This is a genomic window from Tetragenococcus solitarius NBRC 100494, from assembly GCF_001544195.1.
Classification (GTDB): domain Bacteria; phylum Bacillota; class Bacilli; order Lactobacillales; family Enterococcaceae; genus Tetragenococcus; species Tetragenococcus solitarius.
This window is the reverse complement of the sequence record NZ_BCPY01000001.1, coordinates 131,735-147,310: the sequence shown is the minus strand read 5'-3', so window position 1 is coordinate 147,310 and position 15,576 is coordinate 131,735. Positions and strand designations below refer to the sequence as shown.

At 35.8% G+C, this 15,576-nt stretch carries 16 protein-coding genes; 14 read left to right on the top strand and 2 right to left on the bottom strand.

Annotated elements, in window-relative coordinates; translation table 11 throughout:
- Positions 1–22 precede the first annotated feature (22 nt).
- Complete coding sequence (locus TS1_RS00635; protein ID WP_068706767.1) at positions 23–970, top strand: thymidylate synthase; 948 nt, start codon at positions 23–25, stop codon at positions 968–970.
- 19 nt (positions 971–989) lie between these two features.
- Complete coding sequence (locus TS1_RS00630) at positions 990–1,478, top strand: dihydrofolate reductase (protein ID WP_068706764.1); 489 nt, start codon at positions 990–992, stop codon at positions 1,476–1,478.
- 279 nt (positions 1,479–1,757) lie between these two features.
- Here the strand turns inward: TS1_RS00630 and TS1_RS00625 are convergent, their stop codons facing one another.
- Complete coding sequence (locus TS1_RS00625) at positions 1,758–2,213, bottom strand: ASCH domain-containing protein (RefSeq protein ID WP_068706763.1); 456 nt, start codon at positions 2,211–2,213, stop codon at positions 1,758–1,760.
- Between the two features lie 69 nt (positions 2,214–2,282).
- Positions 2,283–2,936, bottom strand: a complete 654-nt coding sequence (trhA, locus tag TS1_RS00620) for a PAQR family membrane homeostasis protein TrhA (protein ID WP_068706761.1) — start codon at positions 2,934–2,936, stop codon at positions 2,283–2,285.
- A gap of 405 nt (positions 2,937–3,341) precedes the next feature.
- Between trhA and TS1_RS00615 the strand changes: the two genes are divergently transcribed.
- The 12 genes from TS1_RS00615 (at position 3,342) to topA (ending at position 15,356) form a co-directional block, all read left to right on the top strand.
- On the top strand, positions 3,342–4,409 hold the full coding sequence (locus TS1_RS00615; RefSeq protein ID WP_068706755.1) for an iron-containing alcohol dehydrogenase family protein: 1,068 nt from the start codon (positions 3,342–3,344) through the stop codon (positions 4,407–4,409).
- A 121-nt stretch (positions 4,410–4,530) separates the two neighbouring features.
- A complete protein-coding gene (locus TS1_RS00610) occupies positions 4,531–5,379 on the top strand; it encodes a DegV family protein (RefSeq protein WP_068706753.1) in 849 nt (282 codons plus the stop codon).
- A gap of 161 nt (positions 5,380–5,540) precedes the next feature.
- Positions 5,541–6,431, top strand: a complete 891-nt coding sequence (locus TS1_RS00605) for an SGNH/GDSL hydrolase family protein (protein WP_068706751.1) — start codon at positions 5,541–5,543, stop codon at positions 6,429–6,431.
- Entirely contained in the window at positions 6,425–7,072 is a 648-nt protein-coding gene (locus tag TS1_RS00600; RefSeq protein WP_407701874.1) for a YpmS family protein, read from the top strand. The genes TS1_RS00605 and TS1_RS00600 overlap by 7 nt, the downstream gene beginning before the upstream one ends.
- 10 nt (positions 7,073–7,082) lie before the next feature.
- Positions 7,083–7,598 (top strand): peptide-methionine (S)-S-oxide reductase MsrA, encoded by a 516-nt coding sequence (gene msrA, locus TS1_RS00595; RefSeq protein ID WP_068706747.1) that lies wholly within the window; start codon positions 7,083–7,085, stop codon positions 7,596–7,598.
- Positions 7,595–7,816, top strand: a complete 222-nt coding sequence (locus tag TS1_RS00590) for a YozE family protein (RefSeq protein WP_068706745.1) — start codon at positions 7,595–7,597, stop codon at positions 7,814–7,816. The genes msrA and TS1_RS00590 overlap by 4 nt, the downstream gene beginning before the upstream one ends.
- A 30-nt stretch (positions 7,817–7,846) precedes the next feature.
- Positions 7,847–9,259 carry a S41 family peptidase gene (locus TS1_RS00585; protein WP_068706743.1) on the top strand — a complete coding sequence of 471 codons (1,413 nt, stop codon included), beginning with the start codon at positions 7,847–7,849 and terminating at the stop codon, positions 9,257–9,259.
- A gap of 25 nt (positions 9,260–9,284) precedes the next feature.
- Positions 9,285–9,830, top strand: coding sequence for a signal peptidase I (gene lepB, locus TS1_RS00580; protein WP_068706741.1), 546 nt, complete (start codon positions 9,285–9,287; stop codon positions 9,828–9,830).
- A 455-nt stretch (positions 9,831–10,285) separates the two neighbouring features.
- The gene (ylqF, locus tag TS1_RS00575; protein WP_068706739.1) at positions 10,286–11,134 is read left to right on the top strand and encodes a ribosome biogenesis GTPase YlqF; all 849 of its coding nucleotides are present in this window, start codon (positions 10,286–10,288) and stop codon (positions 11,132–11,134) included.
- A complete protein-coding gene (locus TS1_RS00570) occupies positions 11,135–11,902 on the top strand; it encodes a ribonuclease HII (RefSeq protein WP_068706737.1) in 768 nt (255 codons plus the stop codon). It abuts the gene before it with no gap.
- Between the two features lie 56 nt (positions 11,903–11,958).
- Positions 11,959–12,837 carry a DNA-processing protein DprA gene (dprA, locus tag TS1_RS00565; protein ID WP_068706734.1) on the top strand — a complete coding sequence of 293 codons (879 nt, stop codon included), beginning with the start codon at positions 11,959–11,961 and terminating at the stop codon, positions 12,835–12,837.
- A gap of 440 nt (positions 12,838–13,277) precedes the next feature.
- On the top strand, positions 13,278–15,356 hold the full coding sequence (gene topA / locus TS1_RS00560) for a type I DNA topoisomerase (RefSeq protein ID WP_068706732.1): 2,079 nt from the start codon (positions 13,278–13,280) through the stop codon (positions 15,354–15,356).
- Positions 15,357–15,576: the final 220 nt, after the last annotated feature.

The window sequence follows — 15,576 nt, the reverse complement described above, 5'->3', positions numbered from 1 at the left end:
ATAAAATAAAGGAGGAGCATCGATGGAGCAAGCTTATTTAGATTTAGGCCGTAAAATCTTAGAAGAAGGAAATCAAAAAGAAGACCGTACGGGAGTTGGCACCAGAAGTATTTTTGGCCATCAAATGCGTTTTGATTTAAATCAAGGTTTCCCATTGTTGACAACAAAGCGAGTTCCTTTTGGCTTAATCAAAAGCGAACTGCTGTGGTTTTTAAGAGGCGATACGAATATTCGTTTCTTACTTGAGCATAATAATCATATTTGGGATGAATGGGCGTTTGCTCATTATGTCCAAAGTAAAGATTATCAAGGTCCCGATATGACTGATTTTGGCCGTCGCTCTTTAGTAGATGAACAGTTCAACAAAGAATATAAAAAGGCGCATGACCAATTTTGCCAAAAGATTTTAAATGACGCAGATTTTGCCAAAAAATATGGCGATCTAGGAAAGGTTTATGGTTACCAGTGGCGTCATTGGGAAACCACCGATGGAAGTTTTATCGATCAAATTAAAAACGTGATTGAATTGATTAAAACAAATCCTGATTCTCGTCGAATGATTGTGACTGCTTGGAACCCTGAAGATGTACCAAGTATGGCTTTGCCTCCTTGTCATGCTTTATTTCAATTTTATGTCAATAACAACAAATTAAGCTGTCAGTTATACCAACGCAGCGGCGATGTTTTCTTAGGCGTGCCCTTTAATATTGCTAGCTACGCATTATTGACACATTTGATTGCTCATGAGACTGGCTTAAAAGTGGGCGAATTTGTCCACACATTGGGCGATGCACATTTGTATAATAATCATTTTGAACAAATGAAAGAACAATTATCGCGTGATGTGCGTCCGGCACCTAGGTTGGTATTAAACCCAGAAAAAAAATCGGTATTCGAATTTGAAATGGATGATATTCAGGTGGAAAATTATAAGCCACATCCAGGGATTAAAGCACCCATTGCAGTATAATAGATAGAGGAGGCAAAAAATGTTAGCAGCTATTTGGGCTCAAGATAAAAATGGATTAATTGGAAAAGATAATAAATTGCCTTGGTATCTGCCCAACGATTTAAGGTTTTTTAAAAACACCACGGTGGGAAACACACTAGTCATGGGACGAAAAACCTTTGAAGGAATGGGGTCTCGTCCTTTACCTGATCGTAAAACGATTATCTTAACAAAAGATCCTGCTTATAAAGCAGAAAATGTGCAAATTATGCATTCAATAGACGAAGTTGTCGCTTTAGCAAAGCAACAAACTACCCCTGTATTTGTGGCAGGTGGGGCAGAGATTTTTAGAGAACTTCTTCCTCACTTTGATTATTTGTATCGGACTTTCATTGACGAGAATTTTTCAGGAGAGGTTTATATGCCTCCAGTCGATTGGTCGCAGTGGAAGCTGATCGACAAAAAAGAAGGCGTCGTGGATGAAAAAAACCATTACAAGCATCAGTTTGAAATTTATAAGAGAATATAAAAATTCACAAGGGTATGCGCTCTTAGAGGAGATTTCAAAAATTCAATCTTAAGAAATATTGAATAATCAAGGGAGAGTTTCTTATTTAATAAAGACAAAATGAAGAACGAAACTTTAATTCGTTCTTCATAAAATTTCTAAACCGCTCTTAAAATGTTTAGATGGAGCAAAATTGAGTCATAAAAAAGGATAGAATGCTTCAATTAAGCATAATTGAATAATAGATTAACAAAGATTCTTCAATAATGTCATTATGAAGGTTAAAAGCTTCGCTCAAGATTAAATATAAACGACTTTGAATATCTCGTAAAGACAAGGGATGTCTGTAGTAAATGTTTTTTTCGCCTTTGCATACTCCCGCTTGAAAAAACTTTTATGAACTTTACGCCAATAGGAAAGTGTGCGGTCCCCTTCACCTTCATGATAAGCATGTTCTGCTGACACAAACTTAAAAGGAACGACTTCTACAACTTCGGTTTTTGTAATGCAGACAGGGCGTTTGTGACCCTCTAAAATAATATTATATTCGCCCACTTTTGGTTTTGCTTCGTTTTCTTCGTATAGATCAAAAGCGGAGGTTGTTGCTGTCTTTTTTCCTTTAACTACTAGAGCAGCTAATTCATCGGCCATTTGCTTATTATCACCGAATGACCACACCAAGTAGTTTGTCTCAACTATCCCCTTTTCTTTTACAAATCGATTCCAGTAATTTTCGATTTCACTTTTATTTTCCATAAATTTCCCCTATACCGTTTATAAAGAAAGCTCAAGAACTTAATACTCGAGCTTTCGTTTACTGTATTATTAAGTAAAAAACAGAACTGAAAAGTACATAAAACCAGCTCCTAGCATAACAAATAAGTGCCAGATAACGTGCATAAATCGAACATTTTTTAAACTATAAAAAATGGCACCAATTGTGTAAGCAAGACCCCCACTAGCCAGAAGGAGGGCCCCCCAAATTCCTAATGAATCTAGCAATGGACCAAAGGCAATAACACATCCCCAACCCATCAAAACATAAATCAACGTAGAAAGTTTTGAAACTGTTTCTTTTTTATGCAATGTACACGATTTATAAACAATACCTGAGATGGCTAATAGCCAGATAATACTACATAGTACCCAACCAAAAATTCCACCAATACTTAATAAACAAAAAGGAGTATAGCTGCCTGCGATCAATAAATAAATTGAGGCGTGGTCAAACACTTGAAATACTTTTTTAGCTTTAGTAAATATCAGGCTATGAAATAAGGTGGATGACAAAAAAAGTAAAATCAGCATTGAACCGTAAATCGCATAAGAAACAATATGTATAGACGAACCTAACCGTGTTCCGCTGATTAACAAAATAACAAGTCCGGCGATACTCAGGGCAAAACCTATTCCATGAGTGATCGCATTGAAGACTTCATTGGTGATTAAATATCTATGGGTAAATTTGTTTGCTTCCATTAGCAACCCTCTTTTTGTAAAAAATCCTTTGTTTAGCTTTAATTTGACTATACACGGAAACGATTTTTTATTCAAGAACATCTTTTAAAAGTAACAAATGTTTTAATAAAAACTTATAAGCAAAATTGATTGAATAGAATAATTTAATGAATATTGTGAAAATTATAATTATAATGCGCTTTCGATGTTGACTTAAGAAATAAAGCGTTGTAAACTTGTTCCAATTTCTATAAAACAATTCATTTTAAAAAGGATGAGGACGAAAAGAGAAATGTAAAAATGCTATCTGCGATTAAAAGAATAAATAACGGATAGAAGAGCAATGGTTTAAGTTAGGCAAGAGGAATCGAGGATCTATCATCCTTTTCTTTGTTTCAAAAAAATTAAAATTTAAGGAGTGTGGCTATGAATATTAATGACGAAGTTCGTCCTGGAGGAAACCGTTATGTGAGTGGAGTAAATGTTATAAAAGACTTGACGAATTATTTAGAACCTTTTAAAAAAGTAGCGGTTGTTACCGGGGAAATTTCTTATCAAGTTTTTAAGGATTACTATAAAAAAGAACTGCCCTTTTCTGTTTACCGTTATGATGGTAGTGCAAGTTATGAAAATGCTCAAGAAATTGCAGATCAGATTGGAAAAGCAGATGTCATTGTTGGTATTGGTGGAGGAAGAGTTTGCGATACCGCAAAATTAACTGCAGAAGTTTTAGATTGTGATGTGATTTTAGTGCCGACTTTGATTTCTAATTGTGCACCATTTACTCCAATTACAGCTGTATATTACCCTAATCGAACCTTTAGATGCATGGGCTTTCAAACACGCGCGCCTTATTTAACTTTAGTAGACTGGCAATTTTTGCTTGCTACTCCGGAAGAGTATTTTGTAGCGGGTATTGGAGATACATTGGCAAAATGGTATGAGATTGAAGGGATTACTCGCCGTTTAAATAAAGATGACAAAACAGCTTATACACGCTTAGGAATTGCTTGTGCTAAAGAGATTGCGACAATTTTATTTGAAGATTCTCAAAAAGCGATTGATTCTTTGAATCAACAAAGTATTACGCCAGAGTTTGCACGAGTGACCGATACGATCATAGCTCTTGCTGGAGAAACTGGAGGATTTGCAGTAAGTTATGGACGTTCTGCTGGTGCACATGCTGTTCATGATGGTCTTTCTTATTTAGAAGAAACTCATTCAGCACTTCACGGTAATAAGGTTGCTTATGGAATTTTGGTTCAATTAGCTTACACTAACGATTTTGATGAAATAGATAAAATTTATCCCTTTTACAAACAAATTGGTTTGCCAACCAAGTTAGCCCAAATGAACGTTGCTGATACATCAAAAGAAGGACTATCCTTAGTGGTACAAAAAGCTGCAGCTGAGGATGATACTTTTCCTATGATCGATCCAGAAGTTACAGAAGAACAAATTTTTGCTGCGATTCAAGCAGTTGAAGCTTTATAGTTTTTAAGAATTAATTTTTAATGAAAAATTACGTTTACTCTGTTATACTGATGAGAGAAAAGATTTAGCTTTGACCGCTTGAAAAAGGGGGCAAAGCTAGAAGAAAGAGTGAACAGAAACTATGGGAAAACTTAAAATAGTAACGGATTCGTCGGCTACGATGAAGCCGAGTTTAAGGGATCAATATGATATTCACGTGGTCCCTCTTTTTGTGATGATCGATGGGACTGTTTATGCAGATGACGAAAGTCTTACTGGCGAACATTTTATGGAAATGATGGCAAAAGCCAAAAAGTTGCCAAAAACAAGTCAGCCGCCCATTGGAGAGTTTGTCAATTTATATGATGAACTAGGAGCTGACGGTAGTGAAATTTTATCTATTCATATGTCTGAGACCTTAAGCGGTACGGTTGACGCAGCAAGACAAGCAAGTAACATTACTAAAAGTAAGGTAACGGTGATTGACACACAAACAACCGACCAGTCGCTAGCTTTTGCAGTTATAAGAGCTGCTCAGTTAGCCCAAGAAGGTAAAAGTTCAGAAGAAGTACTCGCTGAAATTCAACATATGTTAAAAAATACGAAATTATATATTGGTGTTTCCACACTAGAAAATCTAGTAAAGGGAGGGCGTATTAGCCGGGCAAAAGGTCTTTTATCTAGCATTTTGAGTATACGTGTGGTAATGGAATTCAAAAATGGTGATTTGCTTCCTATCGTAAAGGGTCGAGGAGCTAAAACCTTTAATAAATGGTTTGAACGCTTAAAAAATGAATTAAAAAATAATTCGACGGTAAAAAAAATCGGCATTTCTTATGCGGGTGGTAAAGAGCAATGTGAAAAGTATAAAAATGAATTGCAAGAATTGTTTCCACAATTAGAAATCTACTTATTGCACACTACACCAATTATTGCTACGCATACAGGAAAAGATGCTTTTGCGATTATGTATTATGCAGACCAAGTTTAGTAAAGTCATAGAAGAGCCAAATACGGCTCTTCTTTTTGATTTTTTAAGTTTTGATGAATAAAATGAAAATTAGTACGAATTTTTCATTATTTTTGATAAACTGATGATACGTAAAATTTGTAAGAATAACGACAAACAGTCGTTAGAAAGAGGAAATCAGTATGAAGAGTAAGAAATTTTTCATTCCTTTTTTCAGTGTAGTAGTTATTGCCTTCATAACTTTTTTCGTTCTTCAACTAAGTTTACCTAAAGCTCAGCCTAAATTGGCTGACACCACTAGTGTTAATGATGATCAAACAAAAGAACGTATCCATTATACAGCGATTGGAGATTCATTGACTGAAGGAGTAGGCGACACAACGCAAAGTGGCGGTTTTGTCCCGCTTGTGGCCGATGATCTACAAGACGATTATTCATTGAGTAGTGTGGAAGTAGATAATTACGGTGTCGCAGGTGAAAGAAGTGACCAAATTTTGCAGCGTATTCAAGAAGACGACAACACGCAAAAAGATATTGCTGCTTCTGATATTATCACAGTGACAGTAGGCGGAAATGATATTATGAAAGTCATTAAAAAAAATATTTTTGGCTTGAGTGTGGATTCTTTTGATAAACCATTACAAAAATATCAGGAAAACCTATCCAACATGATGAATGAAATTCGTTCCTTAAATGAGAATGCTAGTATTTACGTAGTGGGTGTCTATAATCCTTTTTATGTCAATTTTCCAGAAATTGAAGATATGCAAACGATTATAAAAAATTGGGACAAAGGCACTAAAGAAGTTGTTGAAAAAGATGAGAATGCCTATTTTGTCCCTATTAATGAAGTGATTTCGCAAGGAACTGGCGATGACGCTGCACTTGATACTAATAAGCAAGACTCTTCTTCTGAAGAAGAGAACGACCTAAATACAGTGAAAAATAAGGCACTTTATGAAGAAGACAATTTCCATCCGAATACAACGGGCTATCAATTAATCACTCGAGAAGTGATGAAAAATATTGATGCAACCAAAAGTACTTGGTTAAAAGAGGAGAACGCATCGTGAAAGAGGAAAAGCAGAAACATAAAAAAGCAACACAAGAAAACGAAAAGAAACCAACAAATAAATGGAAAATTGCATTTATTGTATTACTAGGCATTGTTGTAGGATTGCTAGCTTTCTTTTTCTTCCGCGCAACACAACAAAGAGAAGTTATTCAATATGACACACAACCGATTGTACAACGCGAAGGAGAGCCAGTTTTATCAATTAATAGTGATAAGAAGCAAATGAATTCGCTTATTGATTTTTATTTGCGAAATTATCAGAAAGATTCTGATGTAGAATATCATTTTCAGCTAGAAAATCAGGCAATGCTAACGGGAGATTTTAAAGTTTTAGGCGCGCCCATTACTTTTTATTTATATTTTGATCCTTATGTTACAGATGATGGCAATGTACAGCTTAAAGCAGATAGTCTATCCGTGGGTACTTTGGACCTTCCAGTAAAACAAGTAATGAAAATGATTGAAAAAAGTTTTAAATTTCCTAAGTGGATTGAATTTGACCCAGACGAAAAAACGGTTCTTGTGCGTCTTGATCAATTCCGAATGGAAAATGGATTATTTATAAAAGCGGAAAAAATCAATTTAGTTGATGATGACATCCAAGTAAGTCTATACTTACCTCAGGACAAAGAAAAATAGGAGTGATTGTATGAAACAACGAGCAATTTTTGCAGGCGGCTGTTTTTGGTGCATGGTTCAACCTTTTGATGAACAACCTGGAATTTATTCTGTCGTCTCAGGTTATACAGGTGGGCATGTAGAAAATCCAACTTATGAACAAGTTGTTACCAAGACAACCGGACACACAGAAGCAGTTGAAATCATTTTTGACCCAGAAATTATTTCTTATAAAGACTTAGTCGAACTTTACTGGCAACAAACAGATCCTACAGATGCCTTTGGGCAATTTCAAGATCGTGGAGATAATTATCGTCCGGTCATTTATTATTTAAATGAAGAACAAAAAGAAATTGCGGAAAAAAGTCGCCAAGAACTACAAGATAGTGGACGTTTTGATAAACTAATTGTTACACAAATTGAACCGGCGCAAACTTTTTATCCGGCGGAAATGTATCACCAAGATTTTTATAAGAAAAATCCTGAAAATTTCGCCAGAAACCATGCCAAAAGAGCTGCTTTCATAAGGGAGAATTGGGGTAAATGAAGCGTAGTTTCTACCATTATTTAATGACATTACGAGGCCCCAATTCTTCTGATGAAGAACAGGTCTTTGCTAACCAGGCGTCAAAAGATATTCAATTTCCTAAACAAAGTGATAATTATGAGGAAATTTCTAATTATTTAGAGTTGAATGTCGATTATTTAGCTAACATGGATATTTTTGATCGTGTATGGCAGAAATATCTAGAAAATAATCGATAAAAGCGATAGAGCGTGGAATTGAGGTGTTACATGAAAAATAAAAAGATTTCTTTTGTCAAATATATTATTTCCTTAGTGGTGGTAGCACTTATTTCCGGAGGGCTTGTTTATTGGGTGACAACAAGTGAAACTTTTCAGTCCTCTTCGTTTTCTCGAAATGATTTATATAAAGTTCATGCTTTGTATGATGATATCAAAGAAAATTACTATGAAGATGTAGATAGTAATAAACTGGTTGAAGGCGCCCTTAAAGGAATGACGGATGCTTTAGATGATCCTTATACTTCTTATTTGGGCAAAAAAGATGCCAAAAAGTTTACCGACTCCTTATCTGGTGATTTTGAAGGAATTGGGGCAACTTTGACGATTGTCGATGACTTACCGGAAGTTTCTGAAGCACCGGTAAAAGATAGTCCGGCTGAAAAAGCGGGTTTGCGAGCCAATGATAAAATTTTAAAAGTTAATGGCAAAAAGACGAAGGGAAAAGAACTCAGTTCTGTTGTCCAAACGATTCGTGGAAAGAAAGGGTCAACGGTAAAACTAGAAGTTGAGCGTGATGATGAGACCTTTGAAGTAGATATTAAGCGCGACACCATCCCCCTTGAATCTCTAAAGTATGAAATTGATAAAAAGCATCCAGCTATAGGTAGTATTGAAATTGCTAGTTTTAATGAAAATACCGCTAAAGAGTTAAAAGATGCGATTAAAAGTTTACGCAAACAAGGGGCTAAGTCCTTTGTAATCGATGTGCGGCAAAATCCGGGCGGTTACTTAGATCAAGTAGAAGAAATGGCTAGTATGTTTTTAAAAAATGGCAAAACGATTGTCCAGTTTGGTACTGATGATGAAATTACGGGGAAAAGCAAGGCTTCTGAAAAATTGGATGGCGGCTTTAAAGTAAAAGAACCCACAGCTGTATTAGTAGACAAGCAGAGTGCTTCAGCCTCAGAAATTTTTGCGGCAGCTTTAAAAGAGTCGGCTAATGTGCCGATTATTGGAACGAACACTTTCGGTAAAGGAACTGTACAAAGTGTAAGTGATTTTTCTGATGATAGCGAAGTAAAAATGACGGTACAAAAATGGTTAACTCCAAAAGGAGAATGGATTAATGAAAAAGGAGTCAAACCGACCATCGAAGCAGATCGTCCTGATTATGCTTATCTACCGCCATTGCCTAAAGATAAAGAACTAAAAAATGGCGATCAATCGGATACTGTCAAAAATTTGAATAAATTCCTACAAGCTTTAGGTTATGAAACAAAGGGAGACCAATTTAACGAACAGACGAAACAAGCTGTCAAAGACTTCCAGAATAAACATGACTTAAAATCAACCGGCAAAGTGACTGAGGAAACAAGCACGGCGATTGAACAGTCAGTCGTTAAAAAAATTCAGGATTCTGATCCAGTGTATAAAAAAGCGATTGAAGAGTTAACAAAATGATGAATCAGACGGGATCGAGGGCTAAATGAATAAACAACGATTTTTCGAGTGGTTTTGGCTGATAATAAAATATTCGTTTGCTGCTGGTTTACTGGCACTGTTGATTCGAGGTTTTTTGCTGTTTCCTGTGCCAGTACAAGGAAGTTCGATGGCAGATACTGTTTCCCAAGGAGATATGGTACTGGTTGAGCGTTTATCTAGTGTAAAACGCTTTGATGTGGTGGTTTTTAATCTTCCAGATGGAGGGACTTATGTTAAGCGTGTCATTGGACTTCCCGGTGAGTCTGTTAGTTATAAGAATGATCAGTTATATATTGATGGAAAAAAAATAAACGAACCTTTTTTAAAAGATAATATCCATGATGACGAAGAAAATATTCCTTACACTTATGATTTTGATTTTGAAGAATTGATGGGCGTTAAAAAATTAGGGAAAGACAGTTATTTCGTTATCGGCGATAATCGTCGTTTGTCTAAGGATAGTCGTTCTTTTGGAGCCGTTTCAGAAGATGAAATTTTAGGAAAAGCTCATTTTGTATACTATCCATTAAAACATATGAAATTTATTTGAGAAAAAGTTTGTAGAGTTGTTTTCATTTAACTTTACAAACTTTTTTAATTATAAAAGAACTTTTTGTAAAATAAGGGGAAGTATGAGTGGGGAGCCTTCTTTTTTAATGAAATGAAGGAAAGTAGGTGTGATGTCCCTTTATTGTAGATAAAATCAGTGGAAGTATAAGCCACTTCCCTTCTTTTTCTTTGAAATCAAGGGGAAAATAGCTGACTTCCCCTCTTTTTTAGAAAGTAGGATTATGTTTTATACGCAGTTAGGGAACTTTCTAGTTGTAAAAAAACAATTACAGTAAATATCGTCCTTTTCAAAGAAAAATTTTTTATCAATTGCTAAAAAAATTGAAAGACTACTGGAAAAAGTTTATGATAAATAGAGTTCTTAGCAGAAGTTGCTATTTAATAAATTTTTTATTTATTTTAAAAGAGCTGTTATAACAAGGAGAGTAGATACATATGACCATTCAATGGTTTCCAGGCCATATGGCAAAAGCTAAGCGTCAAGTATCAGAAAAACTAAAGCATGTAGATATTGTCTTTGAATTAGTAGACGGTCGTTTGCCTATTTCCTCGAGAAATCCAATGCTGGATCAAATTTTGCAACAAAAACCGCGTCTTATATTAATCAATAAGGCAGATTTAGCTGATCCCATACAAACAAAAAAGTGGGAAAACTATTTTGGCGAACAAGGTTTTGCTGTTTTAGCAATTAATTCGCAAGACAATAAAGGCAGTAAGTCTATTTTACCAAAGACAAAAGAAGCATTAGCTGAAAAACTTCAGCGTGAACAACAAAAAGGCTTAAAACCGCGAGCGATTCGAGCAATGGTGATTGGTATTCCTAACGTAGGAAAATCGACTTTGCTAAATCGATTGGCAGGTAAAAAGATAGCTCAAACGGGGAATAAACCGGGCGTAACCAAGGGCCAGCAGTGGATCCGTTATAAAAAAGATTTAGAATTATTGGATACGCCAGGAATTTTGTGGCCGAAATTTGAAGACCAAGAAATTGGCAAAAAATTGGCGCTAACTGGCGCAATTAAAGAGCAGTTATACCACCAAGACGATATTGCGATTTATGGATTAGGTTTCTTTACTAAGTTTTATCCCGAGCAGCTGGCGAATCGTTATCAATTAACACCAGAAGATTTGCAGCTAACTATTCCAGAATTATTGATGACCATTACCAAAAAACAAGGCTTTCAAGAAGACTACGAAAAGGGCAGTCAGCGTGTTATCCATGATATAAGAGACGGGAAATTAGGTAAATATACTTTAGATCGTTATGAAGAGATGGGTGAGTAAATGACCAAAGAAGCAATTTCTGAAATAAAAACACACTTACTTAACGTTACCACGCTTACAGATCCTTATGTTACTTATTTACAAGCAGATGAACGAAAAGGTGTACAAAAACTTTTGCTACAGCTACAAAAACGTTTAGAAAAAGAACAAGCATTAAAAGAACAGTTTTATCACATGCAAACTTTTGAACGTTCGTGTTATCAAAATGGAATCCATCTAGTGGCAGGTATTGATGAAGTAGGACGCGGTCCTTTAGCAGGTCCAGTTGTTGCAGCAGCGGTTATCTTACCCAAAGATCGCGTGATTCTGGGCTTAAATGATTCCAAGCAATTAAGTGGAAAGAAACGGATTGCATTGGCTGAAGAAATTAAAGAGCAAGCAGTAGCATTTGGTATCGGCGAGATTCCGGCTGAAAAAATTGATCAGATTAATATTTATCAAGCAAGTAAGTTAGCGATGATTCAAGCGGTTGAGGGCTTAAATATGAAGCCGGAGCATTTATTAATCGATGCCATGACTTTAGATTTGCCTATTTCTCAAGAAAAGATTATAAAAGGCGATGCTAGAAGTGTTTCTATTGCTGCTGCAAGTATTATTGCTAAAGTTTATCGAGACAATCTGATGAAAGAATACCATCAACAATATCCTTATTATGGGTTTGATAAAAATGCAGGTTATGGGACTAAAGCTCATTTAGATGGCTTAGCTGAACATGGAATTACGGAAATTCATCGTAAGTCCTATGCTCCTATAAAAAAATATTTATAAAAAGAAAAACCTCTTTTTTGCGTATTTATTAGTAAATACAAGAAAGAAGGGGTTTTTTGAATTACGAAGAACTGTCAATGATTGAAAAAATGATACTAAAGTTGACTTATTGTAAAGGAATTGGCTTGATTGGTAAGTGGAAGATCGTAAAATTTTACGAAAAATTCCAAGCAGAAAACTTTTATGCAGAAGACGTGATACAAATCGCGCAAATTACCCAATATAAAGGAATGTTTCGTCAGAGTTTTAACGCCATTAATGATGACTGGTTACAAGAGGTTCTAAGTGAACAGCAGTACGTTACTTGGCTATCGCCTGATTACCCACAAGAATTATTAGCACTCCCTTTTCCGCCCCTTGTCATTTTTTATAAAGGTAATCTTAGCTTACTCGAGCTTTCATGTTTAGCGTTTGTAGGAGCTAGACAAGCGACAAACTATTCAACGCAAGTCATTCGTAAATTACTTCCTACTATTATAGAACGGCAGTTTGTGATTGTTAGCGGACTTGCCAAGGGCGTGGATCGAATGAGCCATGAAATGGCTATACGTTCGGGTGGTTTGACCGTCGGAGTGATAGGTTGTGGTTTAGATATTTGTTACCCGCGGGAAGTAAAGCCTTTATTTAACGAAATGAAGAAAAATCATTTAGTAATCAGCGAATACCCGCAAGGTACACCGGTTAAAAAGCATCATTTTCCTATGCGGAATCGAATTATTGCGGGGTTAAGCAAGGCAACCTGTGTCATTGAAGCAAAAGAACGCAGTGGTTCTTTGATTACTGCTCAGTTAGCCTTAGATTATGGCAAAGACGTTTTTGCCATTCCGGGCGAAATTCTATCCGGCCAATCAGACGGCTGCCATCGTCTCATTCAAGACGGCGCTAAATGTGTTATTTCTGTACAGGATATTTTAGAAGAATTACCTGACTTTTAAAGAGTAGAGCAAAATGTTGTGAGATAAAACTATATAAATAAGGCTACTAGGAAAATTTTCTTTTTTGTTAAAGAATATTCCTACGTTCCACCAGTAACTATCTATATTGGAGGAACATCAAGAAAGTTGCCTCCAATAATTGTTCCATTGGTGGTAAGTCGTTGAATGTATCACCAATTCTTTATGGTGGGGTTAAGTTGCTTGATGCTCCTCCATTTTTTAAATAGGTTAGAGCCAAATTGTTTAAGCTTCCTTCAATAATATTGATACTTACAAGTTATTTGCTTTTTTTCAAATACGAAGGACCAATTTTCACTTTCAATTATGTTTCCTTGCTTGACAAACGATTTTCAAATGGCTATGATAGGCTACGATTTGTTATTCGAAAATTAAATGGCGCTATATACAGTAAAAAAACCATTTAAGAAAGGGGCCTTTTAATGGCTTATAAATATTTGGTGATTGTGGAATCACCTGCTAAAGCAAAAACAATTGAAAAATATCTTGGTCGCAATTATAAAGTTGTAGCCAGTGTTGGACATATTCGTGACTTACCAAAAAGCAAAATGGGAATCGATGTAGAAAATAACTATGCTCCATATTATATTACGATTCGTGGCAAAGGCGATGTAATTAAAGATTTAAAAAAACATGCGAAAAAAGCCGAAAAAGTTTATCTTGCTAGTGACCCGGATAGAGAAGGAGAAGCGATTGCTTGGCATTTATCCTATATTTTAGGGTTAAATCCACAAGATAAAAACCGCGTAGTCTTTAATGAAATTACCAAAGACGCGGTTAAAGAAGCGTTCAAAGAACCAAGAACGATTAACTTAGATTTGGTCGATGCACAACAAGCTCGGCGAATATTGGACCGCTTAGTTGGTTACTCCATTAGTCCTATTCTTTGGCGTAAGGTTAAAAAAGGGTTAAGTGCTGGACGTGTCCAATCTGTGGCTCTTAAAATGATTATCGATCGCGAAAAAGAAATTAGAAATTTTACTCCAGAAGAATACTGGAGCATTGATGGAAATTTTAAAAAAGGTCGGAAAAAATTCAAGGCTAGTTTTTGGGGCGTTGATGGTAAAAAGAAAAAGTTACCGAATAAAGAAACTGTCAAAGAAGTAACTGATCGTATTTCTGGCGAAGATTATAATATAACCAAGGTTGAAAAAAAGGAACGTAAAAGAAATCCTGCAGCACCTTTTACTACAAGTAGTATGCAACAAGAAGCTGCACGTAAATTGAATTTTCGTACTGGTAAAACAATGATGATTGCCCAACAGTTATATGAAGGGATTACTCTTGGAAAAGGCGGAACAACCGGGTTAATTACTTACATGCGTACAGATTCCAAACGAATCTCTGACAGTGCTAAACAAGAAGCGACAGACTTTATTGAGCAAACCTACGGAAAAAAATATGCAGCACATAGTAATAAAAAGTTAAAAAATGCTCAAGGGGCACAAGATGCTCACGAGGCCATTCGTCCCACAAGTGCAATGCGGACACCAGAGGAAATTGAAAAGTATCTAGATAAAGACCAATTGAAGTTGTATCGTTTAATTTGGTCACGTTTTGTTGCTAGCCAGATGAAACCTGCCATCCTGGATACGGTTAAAGCGACTCTGGAACAAAATGGCGTTATTTTTGTAGCAAATGGTTCAAAAGTTAAATTTAAAGGATTTATGGAAGTATATGTAGAAGGTCGCGATGATGGTAAAAAAGAGAAAGAAAATATCTTACCTGAATTAGCTTCTGGTGATGTCGTACAATCAGAAGAAGTTACACCCAACCAACACTTTACTCAGCCACCTGCTCGTTTTAGCGAAGCGACATTGATTCGAACATTAGAAGAAAACGGCGTAGGGCGGCCCTCAACTTATGCGCCTACTTTACAAACGATTCAGAAACGTTATTATGTTAAACTTACGCAAAAGCGCTTTGAACCGACTGAACTTGGAGAAATTGTCGACAGCTTAATCGAAGATTTCTTTCCTGAAATCGTGGATGTATCTTTTACAGCGAGCATGGAAGAAGACTTGGACCATGTCGAGGAAGGAAAAGAAGAATGGGTGCAAGTCATTGATCGATTTTACCGTCCGTTTGAAAAAGAGTTAGATACTGCTGAAGAAAAGATGGAAAAAATTCAAATTAAGGATGAACCCGCTGGCTTTGATTGCGATGTTTGTGGTCATCCAATGGTAATTAAGCTAGGAAGATACGGCAAATTTTACGCTTGCAGCAATTTTCCTGAATGTCGTAACACTAAACCGATTGTTAAAGAAATTGGTGTGACGTGTCCTAAATGTCAAAAAGGACAAGTCATTGAAAGAAAATCAAAGAAAAATCGTATTTTTTATGGCTGTGATCGCTATCCAGACTGTGATTTTATTTCTTGGGACAAGCCTATCGGTCGCAACTGTCCTAAATGTGATCATTATTTAGTAGAGAAAAAGAAAAAAGGCGGCAAACAAGTGGTTTGCTCCAATTGTGATTACAAAGAAGATGTACAAAAATAAATAAAAAATTCCATAGTGCTATTGATATGCACTTATGGGATTTTTTGTTTGGAGGAAAATAAGTAGGTTTTAATGACTATGTTAAGGAGTGATGATTCAAACGCTAGAATGAAGTCCTAGAAAGACCCGTCGTAAAAAATGGTTATAGTTTGTATAAAGTTATTAAAAAGAGGCGACTTTATTATGTGTCTACCTCTTTTTTTAATAGCTGTTTATACTT

What these genes read in the sequence shown, in the direction of transcription:
- TS1_RS00635 (WP_068706767.1), top strand. Translation starts at nt 23, where the DNA reads ATGGAGCAAGCTTATTTAGATTTAGGCCGTAAAATCTTAGAAGAAGGA.
- TS1_RS00630 (WP_068706764.1), top strand. Translation starts at nt 990, where the DNA reads ATGTTAGCAGCTATTTGGGCTCAAGATAAAAATGGATTAATTGGAAAA.
- TS1_RS00625 (WP_068706763.1), bottom strand. Translation starts at nt 2,213, where the DNA reads ATGGAAAATAAAAGTGAAATCGAAAATTACTGGAATCGATTTGTAAAA.
- trhA (WP_068706761.1), bottom strand. Translation starts at nt 2,936, where the DNA reads ATGGAAGCAAACAAATTTACCCATAGATATTTAATCACCAATGAAGTC.
- TS1_RS00615 (WP_068706755.1), top strand. Translation starts at nt 3,342, where the DNA reads ATGAATATTAATGACGAAGTTCGTCCTGGAGGAAACCGTTATGTGAGT.
- TS1_RS00610 (WP_068706753.1), top strand. Translation starts at nt 4,531, where the DNA reads ATGGGAAAACTTAAAATAGTAACGGATTCGTCGGCTACGATGAAGCCG.
- TS1_RS00605 (WP_068706751.1), top strand. Translation starts at nt 5,541, where the DNA reads ATGAAGAGTAAGAAATTTTTCATTCCTTTTTTCAGTGTAGTAGTTATT.
- msrA (WP_068706747.1), top strand. Translation starts at nt 7,083, where the DNA reads ATGAAACAACGAGCAATTTTTGCAGGCGGCTGTTTTTGGTGCATGGTT.
- TS1_RS00590 (WP_068706745.1), top strand. Translation starts at nt 7,595, where the DNA reads ATGAAGCGTAGTTTCTACCATTATTTAATGACATTACGAGGCCCCAAT.
- TS1_RS00585 (WP_068706743.1), top strand. Translation starts at nt 7,847, where the DNA reads ATGAAAAATAAAAAGATTTCTTTTGTCAAATATATTATTTCCTTAGTG.
- lepB (WP_068706741.1), top strand. Translation starts at nt 9,285, where the DNA reads ATGAATAAACAACGATTTTTCGAGTGGTTTTGGCTGATAATAAAATAT.
- ylqF (WP_068706739.1), top strand. Translation starts at nt 10,286, where the DNA reads ATGACCATTCAATGGTTTCCAGGCCATATGGCAAAAGCTAAGCGTCAA.
- TS1_RS00570 (WP_068706737.1), top strand. Translation starts at nt 11,135, where the DNA reads ATGACCAAAGAAGCAATTTCTGAAATAAAAACACACTTACTTAACGTT.
- topA (WP_068706732.1), top strand. Translation starts at nt 13,278, where the DNA reads ATGGCTTATAAATATTTGGTGATTGTGGAATCACCTGCTAAAGCAAAA.